General features: G+C 68.0%; 18 protein-coding genes. 11 read left to right on the top strand and 7 right to left on the bottom strand.

The genetic code is table 11. The annotated features are described in order from the left end of the window. The 7 genes from PCQ86_RS15755 to PCQ86_RS15725 all read left to right on the top strand — a co-directional run bounded on the left by PCQ86_RS15755 (position 1) and on the right by PCQ86_RS15725 (position 10,298). On the top strand, positions 1–762 hold the full coding sequence (locus tag PCQ86_RS15755; protein ID WP_270174171.1) for a spermidine synthase: 762 nt from the start codon (positions 1–3) through the stop codon (positions 760–762). A 20-nt stretch (positions 763–782) separates the two neighbouring features. Next, positions 783–2,579 (top strand): GspE/PulE family protein, encoded by a 1,797-nt coding sequence (locus tag PCQ86_RS15750; protein WP_011806518.1) that lies wholly within the window; start codon positions 783–785, stop codon positions 2,577–2,579. 302 nt (positions 2,580–2,881) lie between these two features. Further along, entirely contained in the window at positions 2,882–3,370 is a 489-nt protein-coding gene (locus PCQ86_RS15745) for a tripartite tricarboxylate transporter TctB family protein (protein ID WP_123676247.1), read from the top strand. Positions 3,371–3,386: 16 nt separating this feature from the next. Then, positions 3,387–4,898, top strand: a complete 1,512-nt coding sequence (locus tag PCQ86_RS15740; protein WP_011806516.1) for a tripartite tricarboxylate transporter permease — start codon at positions 3,387–3,389, stop codon at positions 4,896–4,898. Positions 4,899–5,576: 678 nt separating this feature from the next. After that, on the top strand, positions 5,577–6,407 hold the full coding sequence (locus tag PCQ86_RS15735) for an SDR family oxidoreductase (protein WP_270174170.1): 831 nt from the start codon (positions 5,577–5,579) through the stop codon (positions 6,405–6,407). A 127-nt stretch (positions 6,408–6,534) separates the two neighbouring features. Then, a complete protein-coding gene (locus PCQ86_RS15730; RefSeq protein WP_270175459.1) occupies positions 6,535–7,617 on the top strand; it encodes a TRAP transporter substrate-binding protein in 1,083 nt (360 codons plus the stop codon). Further along, the gene (locus PCQ86_RS15725; protein ID WP_270174169.1) at positions 7,614–10,298 is read left to right on the top strand and encodes a bifunctional diguanylate cyclase/phosphodiesterase; all 2,685 of its coding nucleotides are present in this window, start codon (positions 7,614–7,616) and stop codon (positions 10,296–10,298) included. The genes PCQ86_RS15730 and PCQ86_RS15725 overlap by 4 nt, the downstream gene beginning before the upstream one ends. Before the next feature lie 19 nt (positions 10,299–10,317). Here the strand turns inward: PCQ86_RS15725 and PCQ86_RS15720 are convergent, their stop codons facing one another. Further along, on the bottom strand, positions 10,318–11,220 hold the full coding sequence (locus PCQ86_RS15720) for a DMT family transporter (RefSeq protein ID WP_270174168.1): 903 nt from the start codon (positions 11,218–11,220) through the stop codon (positions 10,318–10,320). Positions 11,221–11,352: 132 nt separating this feature from the next. On the opposite strand from PCQ86_RS15720, the gene PCQ86_RS15715 reads away from it, so the two are divergent. The 3 genes from PCQ86_RS15715 (at position 11,353) to PCQ86_RS15705 (ending at position 14,368) form a co-directional block, all read left to right on the top strand. Beyond that, complete coding sequence (locus tag PCQ86_RS15715; protein ID WP_270174167.1) at positions 11,353–12,339, top strand: quinone oxidoreductase family protein; 987 nt, start codon at positions 11,353–11,355, stop codon at positions 12,337–12,339. Continuing rightward, positions 12,336–13,157: an NUDIX hydrolase gene (locus PCQ86_RS15710; protein WP_270174166.1), complete on the top strand. Its 822-nt coding sequence runs from the start codon at positions 12,336–12,338 to the stop codon at positions 13,155–13,157. The genes PCQ86_RS15715 and PCQ86_RS15710 overlap by 4 nt, the downstream gene beginning before the upstream one ends. Before the next feature lie 221 nt (positions 13,158–13,378). After that, the gene (locus PCQ86_RS15705; protein ID WP_270174165.1) at positions 13,379–14,368 is read left to right on the top strand and encodes a bile acid:sodium symporter family protein; all 990 of its coding nucleotides are present in this window, start codon (positions 13,379–13,381) and stop codon (positions 14,366–14,368) included. On the opposite strand, the gene PCQ86_RS15700 is transcribed toward PCQ86_RS15705, so the two are convergent. The 4 genes from PCQ86_RS15700 to PCQ86_RS15685 all read right to left on the bottom strand — a co-directional run bounded on the left by PCQ86_RS15700 (position 14,359) and on the right by PCQ86_RS15685 (position 20,634). Further along, on the bottom strand, positions 14,359–16,029 hold the full coding sequence (locus tag PCQ86_RS15700; protein ID WP_011806511.1) for a Na/Pi cotransporter family protein: 1,671 nt from the start codon (positions 16,027–16,029) through the stop codon (positions 14,359–14,361). The genes PCQ86_RS15705 and PCQ86_RS15700 overlap by 10 nt on opposite strands. A 94-nt stretch (positions 16,030–16,123) precedes the next feature. Next, a complete protein-coding gene (gene lspA, locus PCQ86_RS15695) occupies positions 16,124–16,621 on the bottom strand; it encodes a signal peptidase II (protein ID WP_270174164.1) in 498 nt (165 codons plus the stop codon). Further along, entirely contained in the window at positions 16,621–19,476 is a 2,856-nt protein-coding gene (ileS, locus tag PCQ86_RS15690) for an isoleucine--tRNA ligase (protein WP_270174163.1), read from the bottom strand. Before ileS ends, lspA begins: the two co-directional genes overlap by 1 nt. A 114-nt stretch (positions 19,477–19,590) precedes the next feature. Further along, positions 19,591–20,634 (bottom strand): bifunctional riboflavin kinase/FAD synthetase, encoded by a 1,044-nt coding sequence (locus PCQ86_RS15685; protein ID WP_011806508.1) that lies wholly within the window; start codon positions 20,632–20,634, stop codon positions 19,591–19,593. A 162-nt stretch (positions 20,635–20,796) separates the two neighbouring features. Between PCQ86_RS15685 and PCQ86_RS15680 the strand changes: the two genes are divergently transcribed. Further along, positions 20,797–21,354 (top strand): HNH endonuclease, encoded by a 558-nt coding sequence (locus PCQ86_RS15680; protein WP_011806507.1) that lies wholly within the window; start codon positions 20,797–20,799, stop codon positions 21,352–21,354. Between the two features lie 59 nt (positions 21,355–21,413). On the opposite strand, the gene PCQ86_RS15675 is transcribed toward PCQ86_RS15680, so the two are convergent. Both PCQ86_RS15675 and PCQ86_RS15670 read right to left on the bottom strand, forming a co-directional pair. Further along, positions 21,414–22,529 carry an acyl-CoA dehydrogenase family protein gene (locus PCQ86_RS15675; protein ID WP_196995809.1) on the bottom strand — a complete coding sequence of 372 codons (1,116 nt, stop codon included), beginning with the start codon at positions 22,527–22,529 and terminating at the stop codon, positions 21,414–21,416. A gap of 12 nt (positions 22,530–22,541) precedes the next feature. After that, positions 22,542–23,723, bottom strand: a complete 1,182-nt coding sequence (locus tag PCQ86_RS15670) for an acyl-CoA dehydrogenase family protein (protein WP_015914057.1) — start codon at positions 23,721–23,723, stop codon at positions 22,542–22,544. Positions 23,724–23,727 lie beyond the last annotated feature (4 nt).

The raw sequence follows: 23,727 nt of genomic DNA, 5'->3' as shown, positions 1-23,727 counted from the left end.
TTGACCCGCAAGAAAACCGCCGTCACCGAACTGCCCGAGGTGAGCGTCTCCGATGATGGCGAAGTGCGCCATCTGCACCTGGGCACGCCGTGGATCCAGGGCTCCATGCGCATCGCCCAGCCGTTCGAGATCGAATTGGAGTACGTGCAACGCATGATGGCCTGGCTGCTGTTCGTGGAGCCCGCCAGCGTGGCCAAGCGCCACGCCATGCAACTGGGCCTGGGGGCCGGCGCCATCACCAAGTTCTGCCGCAAGAAGCTGCGCATGTGCTGCACCGTGGTCGAGCTGAACCCGCGCGTGGAGGCCGTCTGCCGCGCCTGGTTCAAGCTGCCGCCCGACGGCCCCATGCAGCGTGTGGTGCTGGCCGACGCGGCCCAGGAAATCAAGAAGCCCGAATGGCACGGCACGGTGGACGCGCTGGCGGTGGACCTGTACGACCATGAGGCCGCTGCGCCAGTGCTGGACAGCGCGGAGTTCTATGCCGACTGCCGTGCGCTGCTGACGCTGGACGGCTGCCTCACGGTGAACCTGTTCGGCCGCGCCTCCAGCTACGAGCGCAGCCTGGACAAGCTCGCCGAGGCCTTTGGCGCCGACGCGCTCTGGGCTTTCAAGCCCACGCGCGAGGGCAATACCGTGGTGCTGGCCCAGCGCACGCCCACGCGGCCTAAACGTGCCGAGCTGCTGGCCCGCGCCGAAAGCGTGCAGGCCCGCTGGGACCTGCCGGCCACCAAGTGGCTGCGCGTATTCAAACCGGTCGCCTGACCTCTGCCGCCACTCGCACCATGACTGCCGAAGCATTGCCCGCATCCCCCCCCACGGCCGCCGGCGGGCCCACCGGCCCGTTGCAGTGGCGGCTCATCGTCGATTGGCTGCGTGCCGATGGCGTGATCACCGCCGAGCAGGCGCAGCGCACCATCGCACGCTGCTCGCAGGCCGAAAGCAGCCAGCACCCGCTGGTGCGGCTGGGCAACGTGGCCATGCTGCGCGCGAGCGACGGCAAGCCGCTGGACGTGGACATCCTCACCGAATACGTGGCCCAGCGCTGCGGCCTGGCGTTTCTGCGCATCGACCCGCTGAAGGTGGACGTGGGCCGTGTGGCCGACGCCATGAGCGCCAGCTACGCCGAGCGCCACAAGGTGCTGCCGGTGCAGGTGACCTCCAAGGAGGTGGTGGTGGCCACGGCCGAGCCCTTCCTGCATGACTGGGTGGCCGAGGTGGAGCGCCAGTCTCGGCGCACGGTACGGCGCGTGCTGGCCAACCCCCAGCACATCACGCGCTACACGGCGGAGTTCTATGCGCTGGCCAAGTCGGTGCGCGAGGCGCAGAAGGCCGGCGGCGGCGCCGCGGGCAGCAGCTTCGAGCAGCTCGTGGAGCTGGGCAAGACCAACAAGCAGCTGGACGCCAACGACCAGGGCGTGGTGCGCGTGGTGGACTGGCTGTGGCAATACGCCTTCGACCAGCGCGCGAGCGACATCCACCTGGAGCCGCGCCGCGAGCAGGGCGTGATCCGCTTTCGCATCGACGGCGTGTTGCATGCCGTCTACCAGATGCCCATGGGCGTGCTCAATGCCATGGTGGCGCGCGTGAAGCTGCTGGGCCGCATGGACGTGGTGGAAAAGCGCCGCCCGCAGGACGGCCGCATCAAGACGCGCAACCCGCGTGGCGACGAGGTGGAAATGCGCCTGTCCACGCTGCCCACCGCTTTCGGCGAAAAGATGGTGATGCGCATCTTCGACCCCGACAACGCCGTGAAGGACCTGGACGCGCTGGGTTTCACCGCGCACGATGCGCAGCGCTGGGAGCAACTCGTCAAGCGCCCGCACGGCATCATCCTGGTGACCGGGCCCACGGGTTCGGGCAAGACCACCACGCTGTACTCCACCTTGAAGCGCGTGGCCACCGAGGAGGTGAACGTGAGCACGGTGGAGGACCCGATCGAGATGATCGAGCCCAGCTTCAACCAGACGCAGGTGCAGCCGCAGCTGGACTTCACCTTCGCCGAAGGGCTGCGTGCCCTCATGCGCCAGGACCCGGATGTGATCATGGTGGGCGAGATCCGTGACCTGGCCACCGCCGACATGGCCGTGCAGGCCGCGCTCACCGGCCACCTGGTGTTCTCCACCCTGCACACCAACGACGCACCCAGCGCCGTCACGCGCCTCATGGAGCTGGGCGTGCCGCCGTACCTCATCAACGCCACGCTGCTGGGGGTGCTGGCGCAGCGCCTGGTGCGCACGCTGTGCCGGCACTGCCGGCAGGTGGACGAGGCGGCCGACCCCGAGGCGCTGGCCGACATGATCCGCCCCTGGAAGATCAACGGGGGCTATCGCGCCTACAAGCCCGTGGGGTGCGTGGAGTGCCGTATGACGGGCTTTCGCGGCCGCATGGGGCTTTATGAACTGCTCACCGTGAGCGAGGCGCTCAAGACCCAGGTGAACCAATCGCCCTCCATCGACGCGCTGCGCCGCCAGGCCGTGCAGGACGGCATGCGCCCGCTGCGCCTGGCGGGCGCGCTGCGCGCGGCCGAAGGCGTGACCACGTTCGAGGAAGTCATCGCCGCCACCCCGCCGCTGGAGTAGCGCCTCGACCTCTGCCATCGCGGCGCAGCAGATGCGCCGTTCCACCGTATGCACCGGGCGCGCGTCCTTCCCTCAGAGCGCTGTGGAAAAAGGTATTTCCGCGCGCTCCAGCGGCGCAGGCGCGGCCTGACCACGGCCTCGCGCCGCCCCGACGTCGCGCAGCGATGGGTGTCGCGCCGAAGGGTAGGTCCTGGGGTGTTGCCTCTAGGGAAAACTTGTATCTACCGGTAGGTGGAATCCACATCGAGAAACGCTGCCCGACACTCCACAATCGCCCGTCGCGTTCCTTTTGGGAGACATTCGTGAAAATCAAGAGTCAGAAAGATTTCTTTTCCGGCCTCATGTTCCTCGTCGTCGGCGGTGGCTTTGCCTGGGGCGCCACCACCTACAGCGTAGGAACCGGCGCCCGCATGGGACCGGGCTACTTCCCCCTGATGCTGGGCATTCTGCTGGGCATCATCGGCGCGGCCATCATGTTCAAGGCCACCGTGGTCGAGACGGTGGACGGCGACAAGATCGGCAAGTGGGCGTGGAAGCAGATCTTCTTCATCATTTCCGCCAACCTGTTGTTCGGCGTGCTGCTGGCGGGCCTGCCCAGCTTCGGCGTGCCGGCCATGGGCCTGATCGTTGCCATCTACGGCCTGACTTTCGTGGCCAGCCTGGCGGGCAACCAGTTCCACTTCAAGGAAGTGTTCATCCTGGCCACCATCCTGGCCGTGGGCAGCTACGTGGCATTCATCTGGGGGCTGGCTCTGCAGTTCCCCGTCTGGCCTAGCTTCATCGTGGGTTGATTCGGAGATCTAGACCATGGAATTGTTTGAACACCTCTCGATGGGTTTTGGCGTCGCGTTTACGTTCCAGAACCTGATCTACTGCTTCATCGGCTGTCTGCTGGGCACGCTGATCGGCGTGCTGCCCGGCGTGGGCCCCGTGGCCACCATCGCCATGCTGCTGCCGGCCACCTACGCGCTGCCGCCCGTGGCAGCGCTGATCATGCTGGCAGGTATCTACTACGGCGCGCAGTACGGCGGCTCCACCACCGCCATCCTGGTGAACCTGCCGGGCGAGTCGTCCTCCGTGGTGACCGTGATCGACGGCTACCAGATGGCGCGCGCGGGCCGTGCGGGCCCAGCGTTGGCCGCTGCCGGTATCGGCTCGTTCTTCGCGGGCTGCGTGGGTACGCTGATCCTGGCGGCCTTTGCGCCCCCGCTGACGGAAGTGGCCTTCAAGTTCGGCCCCGCCGAGTACTTCTCGCTGATGGTGCTGGGCCTGATCGGTGCCGTGGTGCTCGCTTCGGGCTCGCTGCTCAAGGCCGTCGCCATGATCGTGCTGGGCCTGTTGATGGGCCTGGTGGGCACGGACGTGAACTCCGGCGTGGCCCGCTACAGCTTTGACATCCCCGAGCTGACCGACGGCATCAGTTTCACCGTGATCGCCATGGGCGTGTTCGGCTACGGCGAAATCATCGCCAACCTGTCCAAGCCCGACGACGAGCGCGAAGTGTTTGCCGCCAAGGTGCACGGCCTGTTCCCCACGGCACAGGACTTCAAGCGCATGCTCCCCGCCATGCTGCGCGGCACGGCCCTGGGGTCGTCCCTGGGCATCCTGCCCGGCGGCGGCGCGCTGCTGTCGGCCTTTGCGGCCTACACGATCGAGAAGAAGACCAAGCTCCACCCCGGCGAAGTGCCGTTCGGCAAGGGCAACATCCGCGGCGTGGCGGCTCCCGAGTCGGCCAACAACGCGGGTTCGCAGACCTCCTTCATCCCGCTGCTGACGCTGGGCATTCCGCCCAACGCCGTGATGGCGCTGATGGTGGGTGCCATGACCATCCACAACATCCAGCCCGGCCCGCAGGTGATGACCAGCAACCCCGAGCTGTTCTGGGGCCTGATCGCCTCGATGTGGATCGGCAACGCCATGCTGGTGATCCTGAACCTGCCGCTGATCGGCATGTGGATCAAGCTGCTCTCCGTGCCTTATCGCTGGCTGTTCCCGTCCATCGTGCTGTTCTGCGCGGTGGGGGTGTACTCCACCAACAACAACACGTTCGACGTGTGGATGGTGGGCGGATTCGGTTTCATCGGCTACCTGTTCTACAAGCTGGGGGTGGAACCCGCTCCCTTGCTGCTGGGCTTCATCCTGGGCCCGATGATGGAAGAAAACCTGCGCCGTGCGCTGCTGCTGTCGCGTGGCGACTGGAGCGTGTTCGTCACGCGCCCCATCTCTGCCGGCCTGCTGGCGGCCGCGGCCCTGCTGCTGGTCATCGTGCTGCTGCCCGCGGTGAGCAAGAAGCGCGAGGAAGCGTTCGTCGAGGACTGACGCAGATGGCCGCCCTGGCATGTGCCAGGGCACCCCTTGCAAGGCGCCCCTTTCCGGGGCGCTTTTTTTATGCGTGGCGGCAACGGGGTAGTGGCGCAGATGCTCCTGAAAGGGGCGCTGGTGGCGCTTGGGCGACAAGCGTTGGAAGGGTGAGGGATGCTTTGGTGGGGGGCGCGTTCCGGCCTGCCTCCAACGTAGCTGCCGGCTACGCAGCCGCGTGTCGCGCCGACAACCGCCGCGCGGTGCCCGCCCGCTGCGATGCCGCGGTCGCCGGTCTTCCTGGCGGGCGGTGCGGTGTATCTCGTCTACAGTGGCGGGCTGGTGCGGCGACGCATCGGGTGAACGCGCTGAAGGAGCAGGTACTGGACGCCAGCGCCGGCTGCCTGGGCGGCACCCGACGGCGCTGCAGCCGCTGCTCAGGCGCGCCTAAGAGAATCGCCTTCCAACACACGGGCCCTGGCATGGTGGCACACAGGAGCATGATCGGTGCAACACCCGTCATGGCCGCGCGCATCTGACGGTTCGGTTGATGGTCATTCCCTGGGACGGAGGACGGGTTTTCGTGCCCCGCGCGGTGTTCGACGCGGGCGGTGGTCCTGATGCGGGTGTGGGCAGTGTCCACTATGATCGTTTCAAATTGTTTTGCAGGAACCGCCTCCGGCGGCGATGGAGCACGGTATGGATCTGGGTATCGCGGGTAAATGGGCGCTGGTCTGCGGGGCCAGCAAGGGGTTGGGCCGCGGCTGCGCCGAGGCCCTGGTGCGCGAGGGCGTGAACGTGGTGATCAACGCCCGCAATGCCGGTGAATTGCAGCGCACTGCTTCTGATTTGATAGCTGTTGGCGCAGATGCATCGGGCGTTAGAGGCCAAAATGGCAACCAACCCACGGTGCTGGCTGCGGCAGCCGACATCACCACCCCAGAGGGGCGCGCAGCCGTTTTTTCCATAGCTGGCGGGCCGGGCCGGGACTTCGACATCGTGGTCACCAACGCCGGCGGCCCCCCGCCCGGCGATTTCCGCGAATGGGACCGCGATGCCTGGATGCGCGCGGTGGATGCCAACATGCTCACGCCCATCGAACTGATCCGCGCCACGGTGGACGGCATGGCGCAGCGGGGCTTTGGCCGCATCGTCAACATCACCTCCAGCGCAGTGAAGGCCCCCATCGACATCCTGGGCCTGTCCAATGGCGCGCGCAGCGGCTTGACCGGCTTTGTGGCCGGCGTGGCGCGCAGCACCATTGCCGCGCAGGGCGTCACCATCAACAACCTGCTGCCGGGCAAGTTCGATACCGACCGGCTCGCGGGCACCCTCCAGGCCGCGGCCGGCAAGACCGGCAAGAGCCTCGATGAAGTGCGCCGCGCGCAACAAGGCGCCATCCCGGCGCGCCGTTTTGGTACGCCGCAGGAGTTCGGCGCAATCTGCGCCTTCCTGTGCAGCGTGCACGCGGGCTATATGACGGGGCAGAACGTATTGGCCGACGGCGGTGCCTATCCCGGCACCTTCTGAGGAACGCGCCAGACCACAACGGGCGAGAACGCGCCGACCGCCCGCCATGCCCCGCGCCGCGATGGGGGCGGGCGGCTGCAGGGCTCAGGTGCCGAAAGGGTGTTGCATGCAACTGCTGGGACGACGGATGCGCTGCCCCGCACTGCGCGGGCGGCTGGCCTTGTGGGGCGCGGCGCTGCTGTGCGCGGCCGCGCACGCCGTCGCGCCGGACACGCCCGCGGCCGATGCCGCGCCGTTGCGCCTGCGCGTGGTGGGAGGGCTGGCCGGCGTCACGCAGTACACGCAACTGGAGGCGCCCTTCTGGACGCGCGATTTGCCGCGCCTGAGCGAGGGCCGCTACCGCGCCGATATCGTGCCCTTCGACCGTGCCGGCGTTCCGGGCATGGAGATGCTGCGCCTCTTGCAACTGGGCGTGGTGCCCTTCGGCACGGTGCTCATGAGCTCCCTGTCGGCACAGTACCCCCAGTACACCGCCGTGGACCTGCCGGGGCTGAATCCGGACCTGGCGACGCTGCGCGCTTCGCTCGCGGCCTTCCGTCCGTACCTGGAGAAAGCCCTGCGCGAGGAGCATGGCGTGGAGCTGCTGGCGGTTTACGTTTACCCGGCGCAGGTGCTGTTCTGCAAGGACCCGCTGCTGGGCCTGGATGACCTGCGCGGACGGCATGTGCGGGTGTCCTCGGCCGCGCAGGGCGACTTTTTTGCGGCACTGGGCGCCAAGCCCCAGCGCGTGCCGTTCGCACAGGTGGTCAAGAGCATGGAGACGGGCGCCAGCGAATGCGCCGTCACCGCCAGCATGTCGGGCAACATCCTTGGTCTGCACGCACATGCGGCCTATCTCTACCCCATGCCCATCAGCTGGGGCATGGCGGTGTTTGCGGCCAATCGCGCGGCCTGGCAGGCGCTGCCCGCCGATCTGCGCCAGCTGCTGCAGGCCGAGCTGCCCAAGCTGGAGACGGCCGTGTGGCTCAGTGCCCAGGGCGAGACCGAGCAGGGCCTGGCCTGCAATGTCGGGAGCCCCAGCTGCACCACGGGGCGCCAGGGCGCCATGGCGCTGGTGCCGGTGCGCGCGCAGGACGAGGCGCGGCGCGAGACCATCTTCAACACCGTGGTGCTGCCGCGCTGGGTCCGGCGCTGCGGAGCCCGCTGCCGTGATATCTGGGATCGCACCATCGGTCCTGCGCGCCGCATGAGTGCGCCGGTGCAGCCATGAAGCCCACGCCCGGCAGGCGCCTGCACCTGATCACCTGGGGGGTGGTGGCTGCGCTGCTCGCAGGGCTGGCGGTGGCGGTGGCCGTGCTGCTGTGGCATACGCGTGCGGACGCGCTGGACGTTGCCGAGGCGCGCGTCACCCGTTTTGCCGCGGGGGCGGAGGCGGGCATGAACCGCACGCTGCTCTCTTTCGACGTGCTGTTGGCGCATACGGAAGAGCTGCTGGCCCTGCGCGCACGCGACCGTGCGGGCCTTGACGTGGCGGGTGCCGACACGCTGCTGCGCGGCGTGGCGCGGCAGAACCTCCTGCTGCGCTACGTGGCGCTGCTCGATGCGCGGGGCGCCGTGCTGGCATCTTCGGCGTCCACCGGCGAACTGGACGGCGTGGAGCTGCCCGAGGGCTTCCTGGCGGCCGCCCTCGCGCCCGCGGTGGCCACGCTGTCCGTCAGCCAACCCGTGGTGAGTCCTACCAGTTCCGAGCGGGTGCTGTACATGGCGCGCCAGTTGCGCATGGGCGACGGCACGCCGCTGCTGGTCGTCGCGCAGGTGCCGACGGAAGCGCTGGTGGCGGTGCTGATGCAGGGGCTGGAGGTTCCCGACATGGAAGTGACGCTGGAGCGCACGCAAGGCGTGCTGCTGCTGGGCGTGGAGGCGCCACAGGGGACCGTGGAGCGGCAGGAGCGCGCAGCGCCGGCCCTGCAGGAAGGCAGCGCGGACGATGGCGTGCACGCATGGCAGGCCAGCGCGCGGCTGTCGGGCAAACCGGCCATGGTGGTGGCGCGTCCGCTCATCTACCCCGATCTGTGGGCCACCGTCAGCCTGCCGCGCGACGCGGCGCTGGCGGGCTGGCGGCAGGAGGCGCTGACGGTGCTGTTCGGCGCGCTGCTGTTTGCGGCCACGGTGGTGGCCGCGGGAAGCGTGGTCGCCCAGTACCTGCGGCGCATGCACAGTGCGCGGCGGGTGGTGGCGCGCTCCAAGGCCACGCTGGACCAGGCGCTCGAAGCCATGGTGAGCGGCTTCGTGTTGCTGGACGCACAGCGCTGCGTGGTGCAGTGGAACCTGCGCTTCGAGGAGATGTTCCCCTGGCTCGTCAGCACCATCGGGGAGGGCGTGCCGTTTCGCCGCGTGCTGGAGACGACTGTGCACTACCACCTGCCCGGCGCGAGCGCGGAGGAAAAGCGCGCGTGGGTGGAGGAGCGCCTGCAGCAGCAGTGCACGCCGCGAGGCGGGGTGGAGCAGCTTTTGCCCAACGGCCATTACGTGCAGATCACCGAGCGCGCCACGGCCGATGGCGGCGTGGTCATCATCTACCACGACGTGACCGACCTGCGGCTGGCCACGGCCGAGGTGGAACACCTGGCGTTCTACGACCAGCTCACCGGCCTGCCCAACCGGCGCCTGCTGCTGGATCAGCTGGGCGATGCCAGCGCATCGGCGGTGCGTACGGGCACGCATGGCGCGGTGCTGTTCATCGACCTGGACCACTTCAAGACCCTCAACGACACCCTGGGCCACGAGATCGGGGACTACCTGTTGCAGCAGGTCGCCCGCCGCCTGGAAAGCGGCGTGCGCGTGGGCGACATCGTGGCGCGCCTGGGCGGGGACGAATTCGTGGTGCTGCTGGCCGGCCTGGCGACCGAGGCGGAACGCGCCCGCGAGCAGGTGCGCGCCGTGGCCGAGAAGGTCGTGCAACTGCTGGCGCAGCCCTATCCGATCGCGGGACAGAGCTACCACGGCAGCTGCAGCGTGGGCGCCGCGCTGTTCGGCAGCGTGCTGCAGACTGCGGCCGAAGTACTCAAGCAGGCGGACATCGCCATGTACCAGGTCAAGGCGCAGCGCGGCAACGCGGTGTGCTTCTTCGACCCTCGCATGCAGGTGGCGCTGAGCGCGCGTGCGCGGCTGGAGTCGGACCTGCAGGATGCGCTGCGCGAAGGGCAGTTCCTGCTACACCTGCAGCCCCAGTTCACGCGCGACGGCGCCGTGGTGGGGGTCGAGGCGCTGCTGCGCTGGCAGCACCCGGAGCGCGGCCTGGTGCTGCCTGCGGAGTTCATCGGCGTGGCGGAGGACAGCGAGCTCATCGTGCCCCTGGGCCGCTGGGTGCTGGCCAGCGCCTGCGAGCTGCTGGCGCGCTGGCAGGCATCGCCGCGGCTGCGCGAGCTGTCGCTGAGCGTGAATGTGAGCGCGCGCCAGTTCCGCAGCCCCGACTTCGTGGAGCAGCTGTCGCAACTCTTGCTGCGCAGCGGCGCACCGGCGCACCGGCTGGAGTTGGAACTTACCGAATCCCTGGTGCTGGAGGACGTGGAAGACTCCATCGCCAAAATGCACCAGCTGCGCACCAAGGGTGTGCGTTTCGCCGTGGACGATTTCGGCACGGGCTACTCTTCACTGGCCTACCTCACGCGGCTGCCCTTGCATCGGCTGAAGATCGACCGCACTTTCGTGCACCACCTGGGCGAGAGTCGCAGCGACGATGTGGTGGTGCAGACCATCCTGGGCATGGCGCGCAACCTGGATCTGGAAGTGGTGGCCGAGGGGGTAGAGACAGAGGAACAGCGCAGCTTTCTCGCGCTGCATGGCTGCGACGTGTACCAGGGCTACCTGCTGGCGCACCCCATGCCGGTGGAGGCGCTGCAGTCCCGCTACGGCGACGCGCCGCAGGCGCAGCCCGCAGCAGCGCACTGACGCCTGTGCGTGGGCCGGCCTAGGCTCTGCGCGACGACACCACGATGCCACCCACGATCAGCGCGAACGCCAGGGCGTGGTACAGGTGCGGCGCTTCTCCGAGGAAGACCGTGGACAGCACCGCCGCGAACAGCGGAGTGAGGTTGATGAAGAATCCCCCCACCACCGGCCCCGCGCGTTGCGCCGCCACGCCCCAAAAGCGATAGGCCAGGATGGCCGGGCCCACGGCGATGAAGGCCAGGCCAGCGGCCAGCGGCCAGCCCCAGGTGATCTGCGTGGCGCCCAGTGACCATTCCGCACCCGCGAAGGCGCCCGACCAGCCCAGTCCAAAGATCATCTGCGCCATGAGGAAGGCCGCCCAGTCGCCGCGCAGTTCGCGCGGCTCGCTGGTACGCACCAGCAGCCAACTGTAGAACGACCAGGAGATGGTGGCCGCCACCATGTACAGGTCGCCCGGCACCAGGCGCAGCGCCAGCAACTGCTCCCAGCTGCCGCGGCTGAGCACCAGCACCACGCCGGCCACCGACAGCAGCACCCCCGCTATTTGCCTGCGCGAGGCCGGCACGCCGAAGCACAGCGCGCCGATGATGAGCATCCATACCGGCATGCCCGAGCCCACCAGCGTCACGTTCAGCGGCGTGGAGGTCTGCAGCGCCAGGTACTGCAGCGCGTTGTAGCTGCCGATGCCCAGCAGGCCCAGCAGCGCATAGCGGCGCCAGTGCGGCCACAGCGGGCTGCCGGGGCGCAGCACCTGCCAGGCCAGCGGCAGCAGCAGCGCAAACGCCAGCAGCCAGCGCACGAAGTTCAGGGTGATGGGCGGGATCAGCGTGTTCAGCGCGCGTCCGACCACGGCATTGCCGGCCCATAGCAGCGGCGCGGCCACGAGCATCGCAATCGTGCCCGGTGAGAGTCGTTGGGTCATAGGGGCAGCAACTGTAAGCGAAAGGCGTGACAGTCGGCGTCCTCCCGTGTGTGTCCCGCGCACGGCAAGGGCTGGCAAATCATGGCAGCATCTGCGGCGTTCGCTTGCAATCATTCCAGGAGACCCATTCCCATGACCCTCGCCGTTCAGATCCGCCAGCATGGTGGCCCCGAAGAACTCCAGATCGTTGACGTGCAGGTCGGCGAGCCCGGCCCGGGCGAGGTGCGCATCCGCCACCGCGCGGTGGGCCTGAACTTCATCGACGTGTACCACCGCACCGGCCTGTACCCCTTGAACATGCCGGCCAGCATCGGCATGGAGGGCGCGGGTGTGATCGAGGCGGTGGGCGAGGGCGTCACGCACATGCGCGTGGGCGACCGCGCGGCCTACGCCAGCCAGCCGCCCGGCAGCTACTGCGAAGTGCGCGTGATGCCCGCCAAGTGCGTGTGCAAGCTGCCCGATGCGATCAGCTTCGAGACCGGTGCGGCCATGATGCTCAAGGGCCTGACCGCCCAGTACCTGCTGAAGAAAACCCGCCCCGTCGAAGGGCTGGAGCCCGGCGACTTCGTGCTGTTCCACGCGGCCGCGGGGGGCGTGGGCCTGATCGCCTGCCAGTGGGCCAAGGCCCTAGGCCTGCAGCTCATCGGCACCGCAGGATCGGACGCCAAGTGCCAGCTGGCGCTGGACAACGGCGCGGCCTATGCCATCAACTATGCCAAGGAAGACTTCGCCGCCCGGGTCAAGGAGATCACCGGCGGGCGCGGCGTGAAGGTGGTGTACGACTCCGTGGGCAAGGACACCTGGGACAAGTCGCTGGATTGCCTGCGTCCCTTCGGGTTGATGGCCAGCTTCGGCAACGCGTCGGGCCCCGTGGCGCCGTTCGCACCCGGCATGCTCGGCGCCAAGGGCTCGCTGTACGTCACGCGCCAGACGCTGTTCAGCCACATCACCACACGCGAGGCCACGCAGGCCATGGCGGACGACCTGTTCGCCGTGGTGGCCAGCGGCCAGGTGAAGATCCACATTGCCCAGCGCTATGCGCTGCGCGACGTGCAGCAGGCGCACCGCGACCTGGAGGCGCGCAAGACCACCGGCTCCACCATCCTCACGCTGGAATGACGGCGCCCAGCCAGCCGGCGCCCGCCTGGGTGGCCGCCGCACGCCGGCAGGCGCAGTGCCCGCCAGTGGCACCGCGCGTGCCGCTGCTGTTGGGGCGCGAGTGCGTGGGGTCGGTGGATGCCGCGGTTTTTGACCAGATTGGCATTCAAAGGTTACTGGACAAGCGCTGGCAGCTATCACAAATAGAGCATCAAGGGCAACCCGCCTGGGCCTTGCCGGCGCAGGAGGCCACGGCGGCGCTGAATGCGCTGGCCCATGCGCTGCGCACGGCGGGCTGCTGCGGCCCCTGGCGCGACGAGCAACTGGCCGTGTGCACGCCCGATGGCCGGCGCTTGGCGACCGTGGAGCGCGGGGCCGTGCGCGTGCTGGGCCTGGCCACGCAGGCCGTGCACCTGGTGGGCCGCACGGCGGGGGGCGCCCTGTGGGTGCAGCAGCGCTCCTTCACCAAGCCCAACAACCCCGGCCAGTGGGACACGCTGATGGGCGGCATGGTGTCCGCGGCCGACACCCTGCATGAAGCCCTGGCGCGCGAGACATGGGAGGAGGCCGGGCTGCGCCTGGAGCAACTGCAGGCCCTGGCAGCCGGCGGCCAGGTGCAGTTTGCGCAGCCCAGCAGCGAGGCGGGTGCCACCGGCTACATGGTGGAGCGCATCGATTGGTTCCACGCCACCGTGCCCGAGGGCGTGGTGCCGGTGAACCAGGATGGCGAGGTGGCGCGCTTCGAATGCCTGACCCATGGCGAGGTGCACGAGCGCCTGGCCCGAGGGGCGTTCACGCCGGAGGCGGCGCTGGTGCTGGCCGGTTTCTACGGTTGGTGATTTGCTATTAAAAAAATAGCTGACGCCGCATAATTGACAGGCGTTAGATAGCGATTTCATTCGTTAGTGAAGCGCCGCCGCGGCGGTTGCCTGTGCAGCGGACTGGAGAACATGCGGTGCGCCGACGCCCAAGGGGCGCATGCCCGACAATCCAGGCCTCATGCCTGCGCCGGCAGGCTCGCCGCACTACGGCACGCTTTCTCCACCGCTCCTCGCACACCATGGCCCGTTCCCGTCTGCTGCCCGACAACTTCACCCTTGCCCTCGTGGCCACCGTCACGCTGGCCAGCCTGCTGCCCGCATCCGGCGCCGTGGGCGCGTTTTTCGAGAAGGCCACCGTGGGCGTGGTGGCGCTGCTGTTCTTCATGCATGGCGCCAAGCTGTCGCGCGAGGCTGTGATCGCAGGCATCGGCCACTGGCGATTGCACCTGCTGGTGGTGGCCAGCACCTTCATGCTGTTTCCGGTGCTGGGCCTGGTGCTGCGGCCGGTGCTGCAGCCGCTGGTGACGCCAGAGCTGTACACCGGCGTGCTGTTCCTGTGTGTGCTGCCGGCCACGGTGCAGTCGGCCATCGCGTTCACGGCAGTGGCGCGCGGCAACATGGCGGCGGCCATTTGCAGCGCCTCGGCCTCCACCCTGCTGGGTATCGTGATCACGCCGCTGTTGGTGGGCGTGGTGCTGCCGCAGGCCTCGGGCACGGTGCAGCAGGATGTACTGGGCAGCATCGGTCGCATCATGCTGCAGCTGATGCTGCCCTTCGTTGCGGGGCACCTGCTGCGGCCGTGGATCGGCGGTTTCATCAGCCGCCACGCAGCGACGCTCAAGTACGTGGACCAGGGCTCGGTGCTGCTGGTGGTCTACACCGCATTCAGCGCAGCCGTGGTGGGCGGCCTGTGGCGCGAGTTGCCGCTGCCCGCGCTGGCCGGCCTGCTGGTGGTGTGCGCGGTGATCTTGGGCCTGGCGCTCACCGCCACCACTTGGCTGGCGCGGCGCCTGGGTTTTTCCAAGGAGGATGAGATCACCATCGTGTTCTGTGGCTCCAAGAAGAGCCTGGTGAGCGGCGTACCCATGGCCAAGGTGCTGTTCCCCTCAGAGGCCGCGGGCGCCATCGTGCTGCCGCTGATGGTGTTCCACCAGATGCAGCTCATGGTGTGCGCGGTGCTGGCGCAGCGCTATGCACGCCGTCCCCAGGCGACAGCGCCTCAGGGGTGATCGTTCAGCGGCGCGGGCGCCGCGCGCAGGGCCTTGAGGCGGCTGGGGGCCAGCGCGCCGGCCGACTCCAGGATGGGGTAGGCGATGGAGCAGATGTGCGAGTTGATGCGCTTGAGGTCGCTGATCAGGTCGATGTGCAGCGAGCTGGTCTCCATGGCCGGCACCGTGCCGTCCGACAGCCGTAGCAGGTGGCTGGCGGCGTAGGCGCGCTCCAGGTCGCGAAAGCGCACCTTCTCCTCCAGCAGGCGCTGCGCGTCGCGCAGGTTGCCGTTCAGGAACACGCTCATGCCCAGGCGTAGGTTGTCTATCAGGCGCTGGTGCAGTTCGGTGATCTCGGCCATGCCGGCCTCGGAGAAGTCGCGGCCCTTGCGGATCTTCTTGTCCTCGATGTCCTGCAGCACGCGCTCGATGATGTCGCCCACCTGCTCCATGTTGATGGTGAAGCTGATGATGTCGGCCCAGCGGCGGCTTTCCTCCTCGCCCAGGGCCTCGCGCGAGATCTTCGTCAGGTAGTACTTGATCGCGGAGTACAGCTCGTCCACCTCGTCGTCCATCTTGCGCAGGCGTTCGGCCAGGTCCTGGTCGTTGTGGCGTATGACCTGCAGCACGCCCAGCAACATGGTCTCCACCACGTCGGCCTGGTACAGCGCCTCGCGCGCCGCGCAGGAGATGGCCAGCGAGGGCGTGGACAGCGCGGACGGGTCCAGGTGCTGCGGGCGGCGGCGCTGCGCGCTTTCGGGCTTAGGCAGCAGCCACGCCACGGCGCGCGCCACCCATTGCGTGAAGCCGATGAAGCCCACGCTGATGAGGATGTTGTAGGCCAGGTGGAACAGCACCACGCCCTGGGCCGTGCCGGGCATGTGCGGCTGCAGGTGCCGCAGCCACAGCCCGATGAACGGGGCCACCAGCAGCACGCCCATGACCTTGAACACCAGGTTGCCCACGGTCACCTGGCGCACCTCCACGGCCGACTTGGCGGTGGTCAGTACCGCCACCAGGCCGCTGCCCAGGTTGGCGCCCAGCACCAGGCCCAGGGCCACGTCCAGCGGCACCACGTGCGAGGCGGCCATGGCCGCGATCAGCAGCACGATGGCGAGGCTGGAGTAGGCCAGCACGGCCAGCACCGTGCCCAGGATGATCTCCAGCGCAATGTCGCTGCGCACCGAGCCCAGCACCATCTTGATGACGGGCGAGGCCAGCATGGGGCCGCTGGCCTGCATCACCATCTCCAGCGCCAGCAGCATCAGCCCCAGGCCGATCAGCACGCGCCCCACGCGCCCGGCGGTACCGGCCTGGCGCGCGATGAACAGCACCACGCCCACGAAGATGAACAGCGGCGACAGCCACGACAGGTCCAGCGAGAACAGCACGGACATGAGCGCGGTGCCCACGTCGGCGCCGCGCATCACGGCCAGCGCCGCGGGCAGCGTGATCAGGCCCTGGCCCACGAAGGACGAGGTCATGAGCGAGGTGGCGGTGCTGGACTGCACCAGCGCCGTCACGCCCATGCCCGAGAGCGCGGCGGAGAAGCGGTTGCCCATGCTGCGCGCCAGCATGGTGCGCAGATTGGCGCCGAACACGCGCAGCACGCCGGTGCGCACGAGGTGCGTGCCCCAGACCAGCAGGGCAATGGCGGCCAGCAGATTCAGCAGGTGTTTCATGTGTGGGCTTGGGCTCTTCCAACGGGTCGTCGTGCGACCATGAAACAGCGCAGCATACCCGCGAACGGGCGCCGTGGTGGCGCCCAGGCGGGCGTCAGCCGGTGCGGCGCACGCGCAGCAGCTCGTCCAGGATCAGGCAGGCCGCGCCCACGGTGATGGCGCAGTCGGCCACGTTGAACGCGGGGAAGTGCCAGCCGCGCAGGTGAAAGTCCAGGAAGTCCACGACGTAGCCATGCTGCAGGCGGTCCACCACGTTGCCGATGGCACCGCCCAGGATGCTGGACAACGCGAAGCAGAACAGCTTCTGCCCCGGGTGGGCGTGCAGCTGCCATAGGATGAAGACCGCCGTTGCCAGCGCGATGCCCGTGAACAGCCAGCGCTGCCATCCCCCGGCATCGGCCAGGAAGGAGAACGCCGCCCCGGTGTTGTGCGCCCGCACGATGTTGAAAAAGCTGGTCACGTAGGTCGCGTCGCCCAGGCGGTAGTAGCCCAGGATCAGCGTCTTGGTGAACTGGTCGGCAATGACGAGCAGCACGGCCCAGGCCAGCCAGGGCCACAGGCTGGCGCTGCGGGATACGGCGGCGCGCGCCATCAGGCGTGCACCCGGTTTTCACCGGCGCCATGCAAGTTGCTGTCGCAGCGCCCGCAGAGCGTGGGGTGCTCGGGATTCTGGCCCACGTCGGCACGGTAGTGCCAGCAGCGCTCGCACTTGGCATCGGAACTGGCCGCAACGCTGATCTGCAGGGCGCTGCCAGCTACCAAATGTGTAGCTGAAACGATGAGCACGAACTTCAGGTCGTCGCCCAGGCTGGCCAGCAGCGCATGGTCTTCGGGCGCGGCAGTGAGCGTGACCACAGCCTGCAGCGACGAGCCCACGGTTCCGGCAGCGCGCACGGTCTCGATCTCCTTGTTCACCGCGTCGCGGATCTCACGCAGGCGTTCCCACTTGGCGGCCAGGCCCTCGTCGGCCGTGGGAATGGTCTGGTAGGTCTCCAGGTAGATGGTCTCGGACTGGCCGAACACCTTCCATGCCTCTTCGGCCGTGAAGGACAGGAACGGCGCCATCCAGCGCAGCATGGCGTGGGTGATCTGGTAGAGGGCGGTCTGCGCGCTGCGGCGCGCCAGGCTCTTGGGCGCCGTGGTGTACAGGCGGTCCTTGAGCACGTCGAGGTAAAAGCCCCCCAGGTCTTCCGAGCAGTACAGCTGCAGCTTGGCGACCACGGGGTGGAACTCGTACACCTTGTAGTGCGCCAGGATGTCCTGCTGCAGCTGCGCCGCGCGCGAGAGGGCGTAGCGGTCGATCTCCAGCAGCTGCTCGAACGGCACGGCGTCCTGGGCCGGATCGAAGTCGCTCACGTTGGCGAGCAAGAAGCGCAGCGTGTTGCGAATGCGGCGGTAGGCGTCCACCACACGTGCCAGGATCTTGTCGTCGATCGCCAGGTCGCCCGAGTAGTCGGTGGCGGCACACCACAGGCGGATGATTTCGGCGCCCAGCTTGCCGCTCACCTCCTGCGGCGAGACGGTGTTGCCCAGCGACTTGCTCATCTTCTTGCCCTGGCCGTCCACCGTGAAGCCGTGCGTGAGCAGGCCGCGGTAAGGTGCGCGCCCGAAGATGGCGCTGGCCAGCAGCAGCGAGCTGTGGAACCAGCCGCGGTGCTGGTCATGGCCTTCGAGGTACAGGTCGGCCTCGGGACCCTCGTCATGGTGCATGGTGGGGTGGGTTCCGCGCATCACATGCCAGAAGGTGGAGCCGGAGTCGAACCACACTTCCAGGATGTCGGTGCTCTTGGTGTAGTGCTTGGCGTCCTCCGCGCCCAGGATCTCCTCGGCCGTCACACGGCTCCAGGCTTCGATGCCGCCCTGCTCGACGATCTCTGCGGCCTGGTCGATGATCTCCATGGTGCGCGGGTGCAACTCGCCCGAGTCCTGGTGCAGAAAGAACGGGATCGGCACGCCCCAGCTGCGCTGGCGCGAGATGCACCAGTCGGGCCGTCCGGCAATCATGTCGCGCAGGCGGGCCTTGCCGTTGTCCGGGTAGAAGGCCGTGTGCTCGATGGCTTCCAGCGCGATCTGGCGCAGGGTCTGTGCGGGTTTCTGCACCGGGTCGGTGAATACGCCCTCGCCCTCGTCCATGCGCACGAACCACTGCGCCGCGGCGCGGTAGATCACGGGCGTCTTGTGGCGCCAGCAGTGCGGGTAGCTGTGGGTGATGGTGGTGGTGTTCAGCAGGCGGTCGGCGACCTTGAGTGCGTCGATGATGACGGGCACGGCCTTCCAGATGTGCTGGCCGCCGAACAGCGGAAAGTCCGCCGCGTAGGTGCCGTTGCCCTGCACGGGGTTCAGGATCTGGTCGTAGGCCATGCCGTGGGCGACGCAGGAGTTGAAGTCGTCCACGCCATAGGCGGGCGAGGAGTGCACCAGGCCCGTGCCATCGCTGGCAGTGGCGTAGTCGGCCAGGTACACGGGCGACAGGCGCCGGTAGCCCGCGTCCATGTCGTACAGCGGATGCTCGAACTCCAGGCCCGCGAGCTTTTCGCCGGGCACCACGGCCAGCACCTGGCCCGTGAGGCCCCAGCGCGTCATGCAGGCCTCGACCAGCGATTCGGCCACGATGAACAGGCCGCGCTCGGTGTCTACCAGCGCGTACGGCAGCTCGGGATTGAGGTTCAGTGCCTGGTTGGCGGGGATGGTCCAGGCGGTGGTGGTCCAGATGACCGCGAAGGCGTCCTTGGACAGGGCGGGCAGGCCGAAGGCAGCGGCCAGCTTGGCCGGCTCATGTGCCTTGAACGCCACGTCCAGCGTCTGGCTCTTCTTGTCCTGGTATTCGATCTCGAACTCCGCCAGCGACGAGGCGCAGTCGAAGCACCAGTACACGGGCTTCAAGCCACGGTACACGAAACCGCGCTCCATGACCTTCTTGAGCGCGCGGATCTCGCCGGCCTCGCTCGCAAAATTCATGGTCTTGTACGGGTTGTCCCAGTCGCCCAGCACGCCCAGGCGCTTGAAGTCCACCATCTGCTGCGCGATCTGCTCGGTGGCAAACGCGCGGCCCTTGGCCTGCATCTCGTCGCGCGGCAGGTTGCGGCCGTGCAGCTTTTCGATAGCGTTCTCGATCGGCAGGCCGTGGCAGTCCCAGCCCGGCACGTAGATCGCGTCAAAGCCCTCGAGCTGGCGCGCCTTGATGATCATGTCCTTCAGGATCTTGTTCACCGCGTGGCCGATGTGCAGCTGGCCGTTGGCGTACGGCGGGCCGTCGTGCAGGATGAACTTCGGCGCGCCGCTGCGGGCGTCGCGCAGCTTCTTGTAGATGCCCTTGTCGTCCCATTCCTTGACCCAGCCCGGCTCGCGCTTGGGCAGGTCGCCGCGCATGGGGAAGGGCGTGTCGGGCATGTTCAGTGTGCCGCGGTAGGCACTGGCGGGGGCGTTCTTGGGGTTGGAGTCGGACATGGGAACCTTCAGGTCAAGGGCGTTCCGGGCGTGGCCCGAAAGGCAAACACGGGGGCAGGACACGGGCGGGGCTGGCGCGGCCCGCCAAGCGCTGGCGGGGCGAAGGCGGCCCCGTCAAATTCGGTCGCGGGTGGTCTGGCGACGGGTCTCTGCGTGGGAGGATGCGAAGTACGCGCGGGCGTCATCGCAGTCCTTGGCGATGCCGGTTGTGAGGGCGCCCAGGCTGTCGTACTTCAGCTCGTCGTGCAGTTTGTGCAGGAGTTCCACGCGCACGATTTTACCGTAGGCCCCCTCGGCCCCCAGGTGAGCGGGCCACTGCAGGCAATGCGTCTCCAGCAGCACGCGCCCGCCGTTCACGTCGCTCGGGTCCAGCGACGGGCGCACGCCCAGGTTGGCCACACCGGGCAGGGGCTCGGCGTCCAGCCCGTGCACCAATACCGCGAAGATGCCGCTGGCGGCCGGTTTCCAGTGCGCAAAGCGCAGGTTCAGCGTGCGAAAGCCGTCCTGGTGAGGCCCGCTGGCGGCGGAGCGGCCCAGCGACCGGCCCAGCTTGCGTCCATGCACCACGTGGCCAGAGATCGCGTACGGGCGCCCCAGCAGGCGAGTGGCTTCCTCCATGTCGCCGGCGCCCAGGGCGTCGCGCACGGCGGAGCTGGAAACACGCAGCCCGTGCACCTCGTAGCTGTTCATGCGCGCCACCTCGAAGCCGCGCTCGCGGCCGGCGGTGTCCAGCATGGCGTAGTCCCCCGCGCGCTGGGCGCCGAAGCGGAAATCGTCGCCCACCAGCAGGTAGCGCGCACCCAGGCCGCCCACCACCACATCGTCGATGAAGGCCTGGGGTGCCTGGCGTGCCAGCTTTTCGTTGAACGGCAGCACGATGGTCTGCTGCACGCCGCAGCGCGCCAGCTCGGACAGCTTGTCGCGCAGCGTGCCGATGCGCGCGGGCGCGAGATCCGGGCGCTTGTGCACCCCGGCGAAGTAGTCGCGCGGATGCGGCTCGAAGGTCAGCACGCAGCTTTGCACGCCGCGGTGCTGCGCCTCGCTGTTCAGCAGGGCCAGCATGGCCTGGTGGCCGCGGTGCACGCCGTCGAAATTGCCGATGGTGAGGGCGCAGGCCGGTGCCACCTCCGGGTGATGGAAGCCGCGGAAGATCTTCATCGCAGTGCTTTTCTTTTGATAGCGGCTGGCGCAAGTCCATCAAGCGCTTGACGCCAATTTGTCATGAAAAAGAGTATATTGTGCGCTACCGGCTGCGCTGCACAGTGCGACCGGCGAGACATCAACGTTCCGATTCTTGTGTTCCATGGCAGGAGGCGTGTTGTGAAGGTCTTGAAGCTGTCGGCCCAGGGGCTGCCGCAATCCTGGATAACGCTGGAGCAGGCGGTCACCCACTACGCCGCGGGCGAGGTGCGCTGGGAGATCGGCGCGCAGGTCGCGCTGTTTCGCGGTGGCCATAACGCCATCACCGGCGAGCAGTCACAGATCGCGGTAAGCAGCATCATCGGTACGCGTGGCGTGCCGAACATCAACCCCTTCGACCTCTACCCCAGCCTCACCAACGCCAAGCTGTTCGCACGCGACCGCAACGTGTGCGCCTACTGCGGAGGGCATTTCCAGGAACAGGACCTGACCCGCGAGCACATCGTGCCGTTTGCCAGGAACGGCGTGGACCACTGGATGAACGTGGTCACCTCGTGCCGCCCCTGCAACCACCGCAAGGGCCCGCGTACGCCCGAGCAGGCGCATATGCCGCTGCTGTACACGCCTTACGTACCCAGCCTGTGGGAAGACTTCATCCTGCGCAACCGGCGCATCCTGGCCGACCAGATGGAGTTCCTCATGGCCCACGTGCCAAAGTCGTCGCGGCTGTTGAGCTGACGCAGGCAGCATCCGAAAAAACGCGGCCAGGGGCCGCGTTTTGCGTTGAGAACGGGCCCTTAGGCAAACACCCCCGCCGTGTCCTGCATGCGCGCGCCCACCTCGCCCAGGTGGTGCAGCGTGTCGCCCCACGACATCTCCAGCTGCGTGAGCGTCTTGAAGTAGTGGCTGATGATGTACTCGTCCGTCACGCCGATGCCGCCGTGCAACTGCACCGCCTGCTGGCCGACGAAGCGCATGGACTGGCCCAGTTGCACCTTGGCGCGGGCCAGGGCGCGGCGGCGCTCGCCGGCTTCCTCGCCCAGCTTCAGGCTGGCGTAGTAGCTCATGGAGCGCGCCAGTTCCAGCTGCATCTTCATGTCGGCGATGCGGTGGCGCAGCGCCTGGAAGCTGGCGATGGGCACGCCGAACTGCTTGCGCTGGTTCATGTAGTCGGCGGTGATGGCCAGGGTCTGCTCCATGGCGCCCACGGCGTAGGCGCAGGCGGCGGCAATGCCGGTGTCCACGGCCAGCTCCAGCGCGGCCAGGCCGTCGGCGGTGGCCAGCGTGGCGGGGGCCTGGGTCAGCGACAGTTCGGCGGCGCGGCTGCCGTCCTGCGTGAGGTAGCCGCGCGTGGCCACGCCGGCGGCGCTGCGTTCCACCAGGAACAGCGCGATGCGGCCATCGAGCTGTGCGGGCACGAGGAAGGCGTCCGCCTGGTCGCCCGCCGGAACTACGCTTTTGATAGCTGTGAGCGCATATCCACCGGGCGCTGCAGCCGCTTTTGCCTCGCAAACATCGAGGCGGTAGCGGGCCTTGCGCTCCTGGTGGGCCAGCACCACCAGGGCTTCGCCGCTGGCGATGCGCGGCAGCCAGGCGGACTGCATGTTGTCGTCGGCGCATTCGCTAAGCACGCGGGCCGCAATGAACGCATGCGCCAGCGGTTCCATCACGATGCCGCGGCCCAGCTCTTCCATGGCCACCATGGCATCCACGGCGCCCTGGCCCAAGCCGCTGTGGGCCTCGGGCACGGTGAGGGCCGTGAGGCCCAGCTCGGCCAACTCGTTGTAAGCGGCGCGGTCAAATCCGCCCGCGGCCACGATGGCGCGGCGGCGCTCGAAACCGTAACCCTTGTCCACCCAGCGGCGCACGGCGTCGCGCAGTTGCTGCTGGTCGTCGGAGAAGTTGAAATCCATGGTCTTGTCTCCTTAACCCAGCACGGTCTGAGCGACGATATTGCGTTGCACTTCATTGCTGCCGCCGTAGATGGTGGTCTTGCGCAGGTTGAAGTAGGTGGAGGCGAGCGGGGCGTTGGCGGCCACGCCGCCAGGGAAGTCGCCCTGCCAGCCGGCTTCCATGGCTTCCTCGATGAAGGGCAGGGCGAACGGGCCTGCAGCCAGCATCATCAGCTCTGCATAGCGCTGCTGGATCTCGCTGCCGCGGATCTTCAGCAGGCCGGCGATGTCCAGCGGGTTCTTGCCGCTCTTTTCCATCGACAGCACGCGCAGCACCAGCATCTCCAGCGCGACGATGTCCACCTCCAGCAGCGCGATCTGGTCGCGAAAGCGCATGTCGTCCCACACGCCCTCGGCCTTGGCGATGCGCTTCAAGCGCTCGAGCTCGCGCTTGGCGCGGTTCACGTCGGCGATGTTGGTGCGCTCATGGCTGAGCAGGTGCTTGGCGTAGGTCCAGCCCTTGTTCTCCTCGCCGATGAGCTGGTCGGCAGGCACCTCGACGTTGTCGAAGAACACCTCGTTGACCTCGCACTCGCCGTCCAGCAGCTTGATGGGCCGTACGGTGACGCCGGGCGACTTCATGTCCAGCAGCAGGAAGCTGATGCCCGTCTGCGGCTTGCCCTCCGTGCTGGTGCGCACCAGGTTGAACATCCAGTCGCCGTACTGGCCGAGCGTGGTCCAGGTCTTCTGGCCGTTGACGATGTACTTGTCGCCCACGCGCTCGGCGCGGGTCTTGAGGCTGGCCAGGTCCGAGCCCGAGCCCGGCTCGCTGTAGCCCTGGCTCCACCACACCTCGCCGCTGGCGATGCCGGGCAGGAAGCGTTGCTGCTGCTCCTTGCTGCCAAAGGCCATGATCACCGGCGCCACCATCACCGGCCCGAAGGGCACGATGCGCGGCGCGCCGGCGAGGGCGCATTCCTCTTCGAACAAGTGCTTTTGCACGGCATTCCAGCCGGGTCCGCCGAACTCCCGGGGCCAGCCGTAGCCCAGCCAGCCCTTGGCGCCGAGGATCTTGGCCCAGCGCTGCATGTCGTCCTTGGTCAGGCGCAGGGCGTTGTGCACCTTGTGTGCGATGTCCTGGGGCAGGTGGGTGCGCACCCAGGCGCGAATTTCCTCGCGGAATGCCTGCTCTTCGGGGGTGAATGCAAGGTCCATATGC

The organism is Diaphorobacter sp. ED-3 (genome assembly GCF_027625375.1).
Classification (GTDB): domain Bacteria; phylum Pseudomonadota; class Gammaproteobacteria; order Burkholderiales; family Burkholderiaceae_C; genus Diaphorobacter; species Diaphorobacter nitroreducens.
The sequence above is the reverse complement of the archived record's forward strand: the minus strand, read 5'-3'. Positions and strand labels throughout refer to the sequence as shown.

Excerpts from the sequence above, each read along its gene's own strand:
- PCQ86_RS15750 (WP_011806518.1), top strand. The coding sequence starts at position 783 with ATGACTGCCGAAGCATTGCCCGCATCCCCCCCCACGGCCGCCGGCGGG.
- PCQ86_RS15740 (WP_011806516.1), top strand. The coding sequence starts at position 3,387 with ATGGAATTGTTTGAACACCTCTCGATGGGTTTTGGCGTCGCGTTTACG.
- PCQ86_RS15735 (WP_270174170.1), top strand. The coding sequence starts at position 5,577 with ATGGATCTGGGTATCGCGGGTAAATGGGCGCTGGTCTGCGGGGCCAGC.
- PCQ86_RS15730 (WP_270175459.1), top strand. The coding sequence starts at position 6,535 with ATGCGCTGCCCCGCACTGCGCGGGCGGCTGGCCTTGTGGGGCGCGGCG.
- PCQ86_RS15725 (WP_270174169.1), top strand. The coding sequence starts at position 7,614 with ATGAAGCCCACGCCCGGCAGGCGCCTGCACCTGATCACCTGGGGGGTG.
- PCQ86_RS15720 (WP_270174168.1), bottom strand. The coding sequence starts at position 11,220 with ATGACCCAACGACTCTCACCGGGCACGATTGCGATGCTCGTGGCCGCG.
- PCQ86_RS15715 (WP_270174167.1), top strand. The coding sequence starts at position 11,353 with ATGACCCTCGCCGTTCAGATCCGCCAGCATGGTGGCCCCGAAGAACTC.
- PCQ86_RS15710 (WP_270174166.1), top strand. The coding sequence starts at position 12,336 with ATGACGGCGCCCAGCCAGCCGGCGCCCGCCTGGGTGGCCGCCGCACGC.
- PCQ86_RS15705 (WP_270174165.1), top strand. The coding sequence starts at position 13,379 with ATGGCCCGTTCCCGTCTGCTGCCCGACAACTTCACCCTTGCCCTCGTG.
- PCQ86_RS15700 (WP_011806511.1), bottom strand. The coding sequence starts at position 16,029 with ATGAAACACCTGCTGAATCTGCTGGCCGCCATTGCCCTGCTGGTCTGG.
- lspA (WP_270174164.1), bottom strand. The coding sequence starts at position 16,621 with ATGGCGCGCGCCGCCGTATCCCGCAGCGCCAGCCTGTGGCCCTGGCTG.
- ileS (WP_270174163.1), bottom strand. The coding sequence starts at position 19,476 with ATGTCCGACTCCAACCCCAAGAACGCCCCCGCCAGTGCCTACCGCGGC.
- PCQ86_RS15685 (WP_011806508.1), bottom strand. The coding sequence starts at position 20,634 with ATGAAGATCTTCCGCGGCTTCCATCACCCGGAGGTGGCACCGGCCTGC.
- PCQ86_RS15675 (WP_196995809.1), bottom strand. The coding sequence starts at position 22,529 with ATGGATTTCAACTTCTCCGACGACCAGCAGCAACTGCGCGACGCCGTG.
- PCQ86_RS15670 (WP_015914057.1), bottom strand. The coding sequence starts at position 23,723 with ATGGACCTTGCATTCACCCCCGAAGAGCAGGCATTCCGCGAGGAAATT.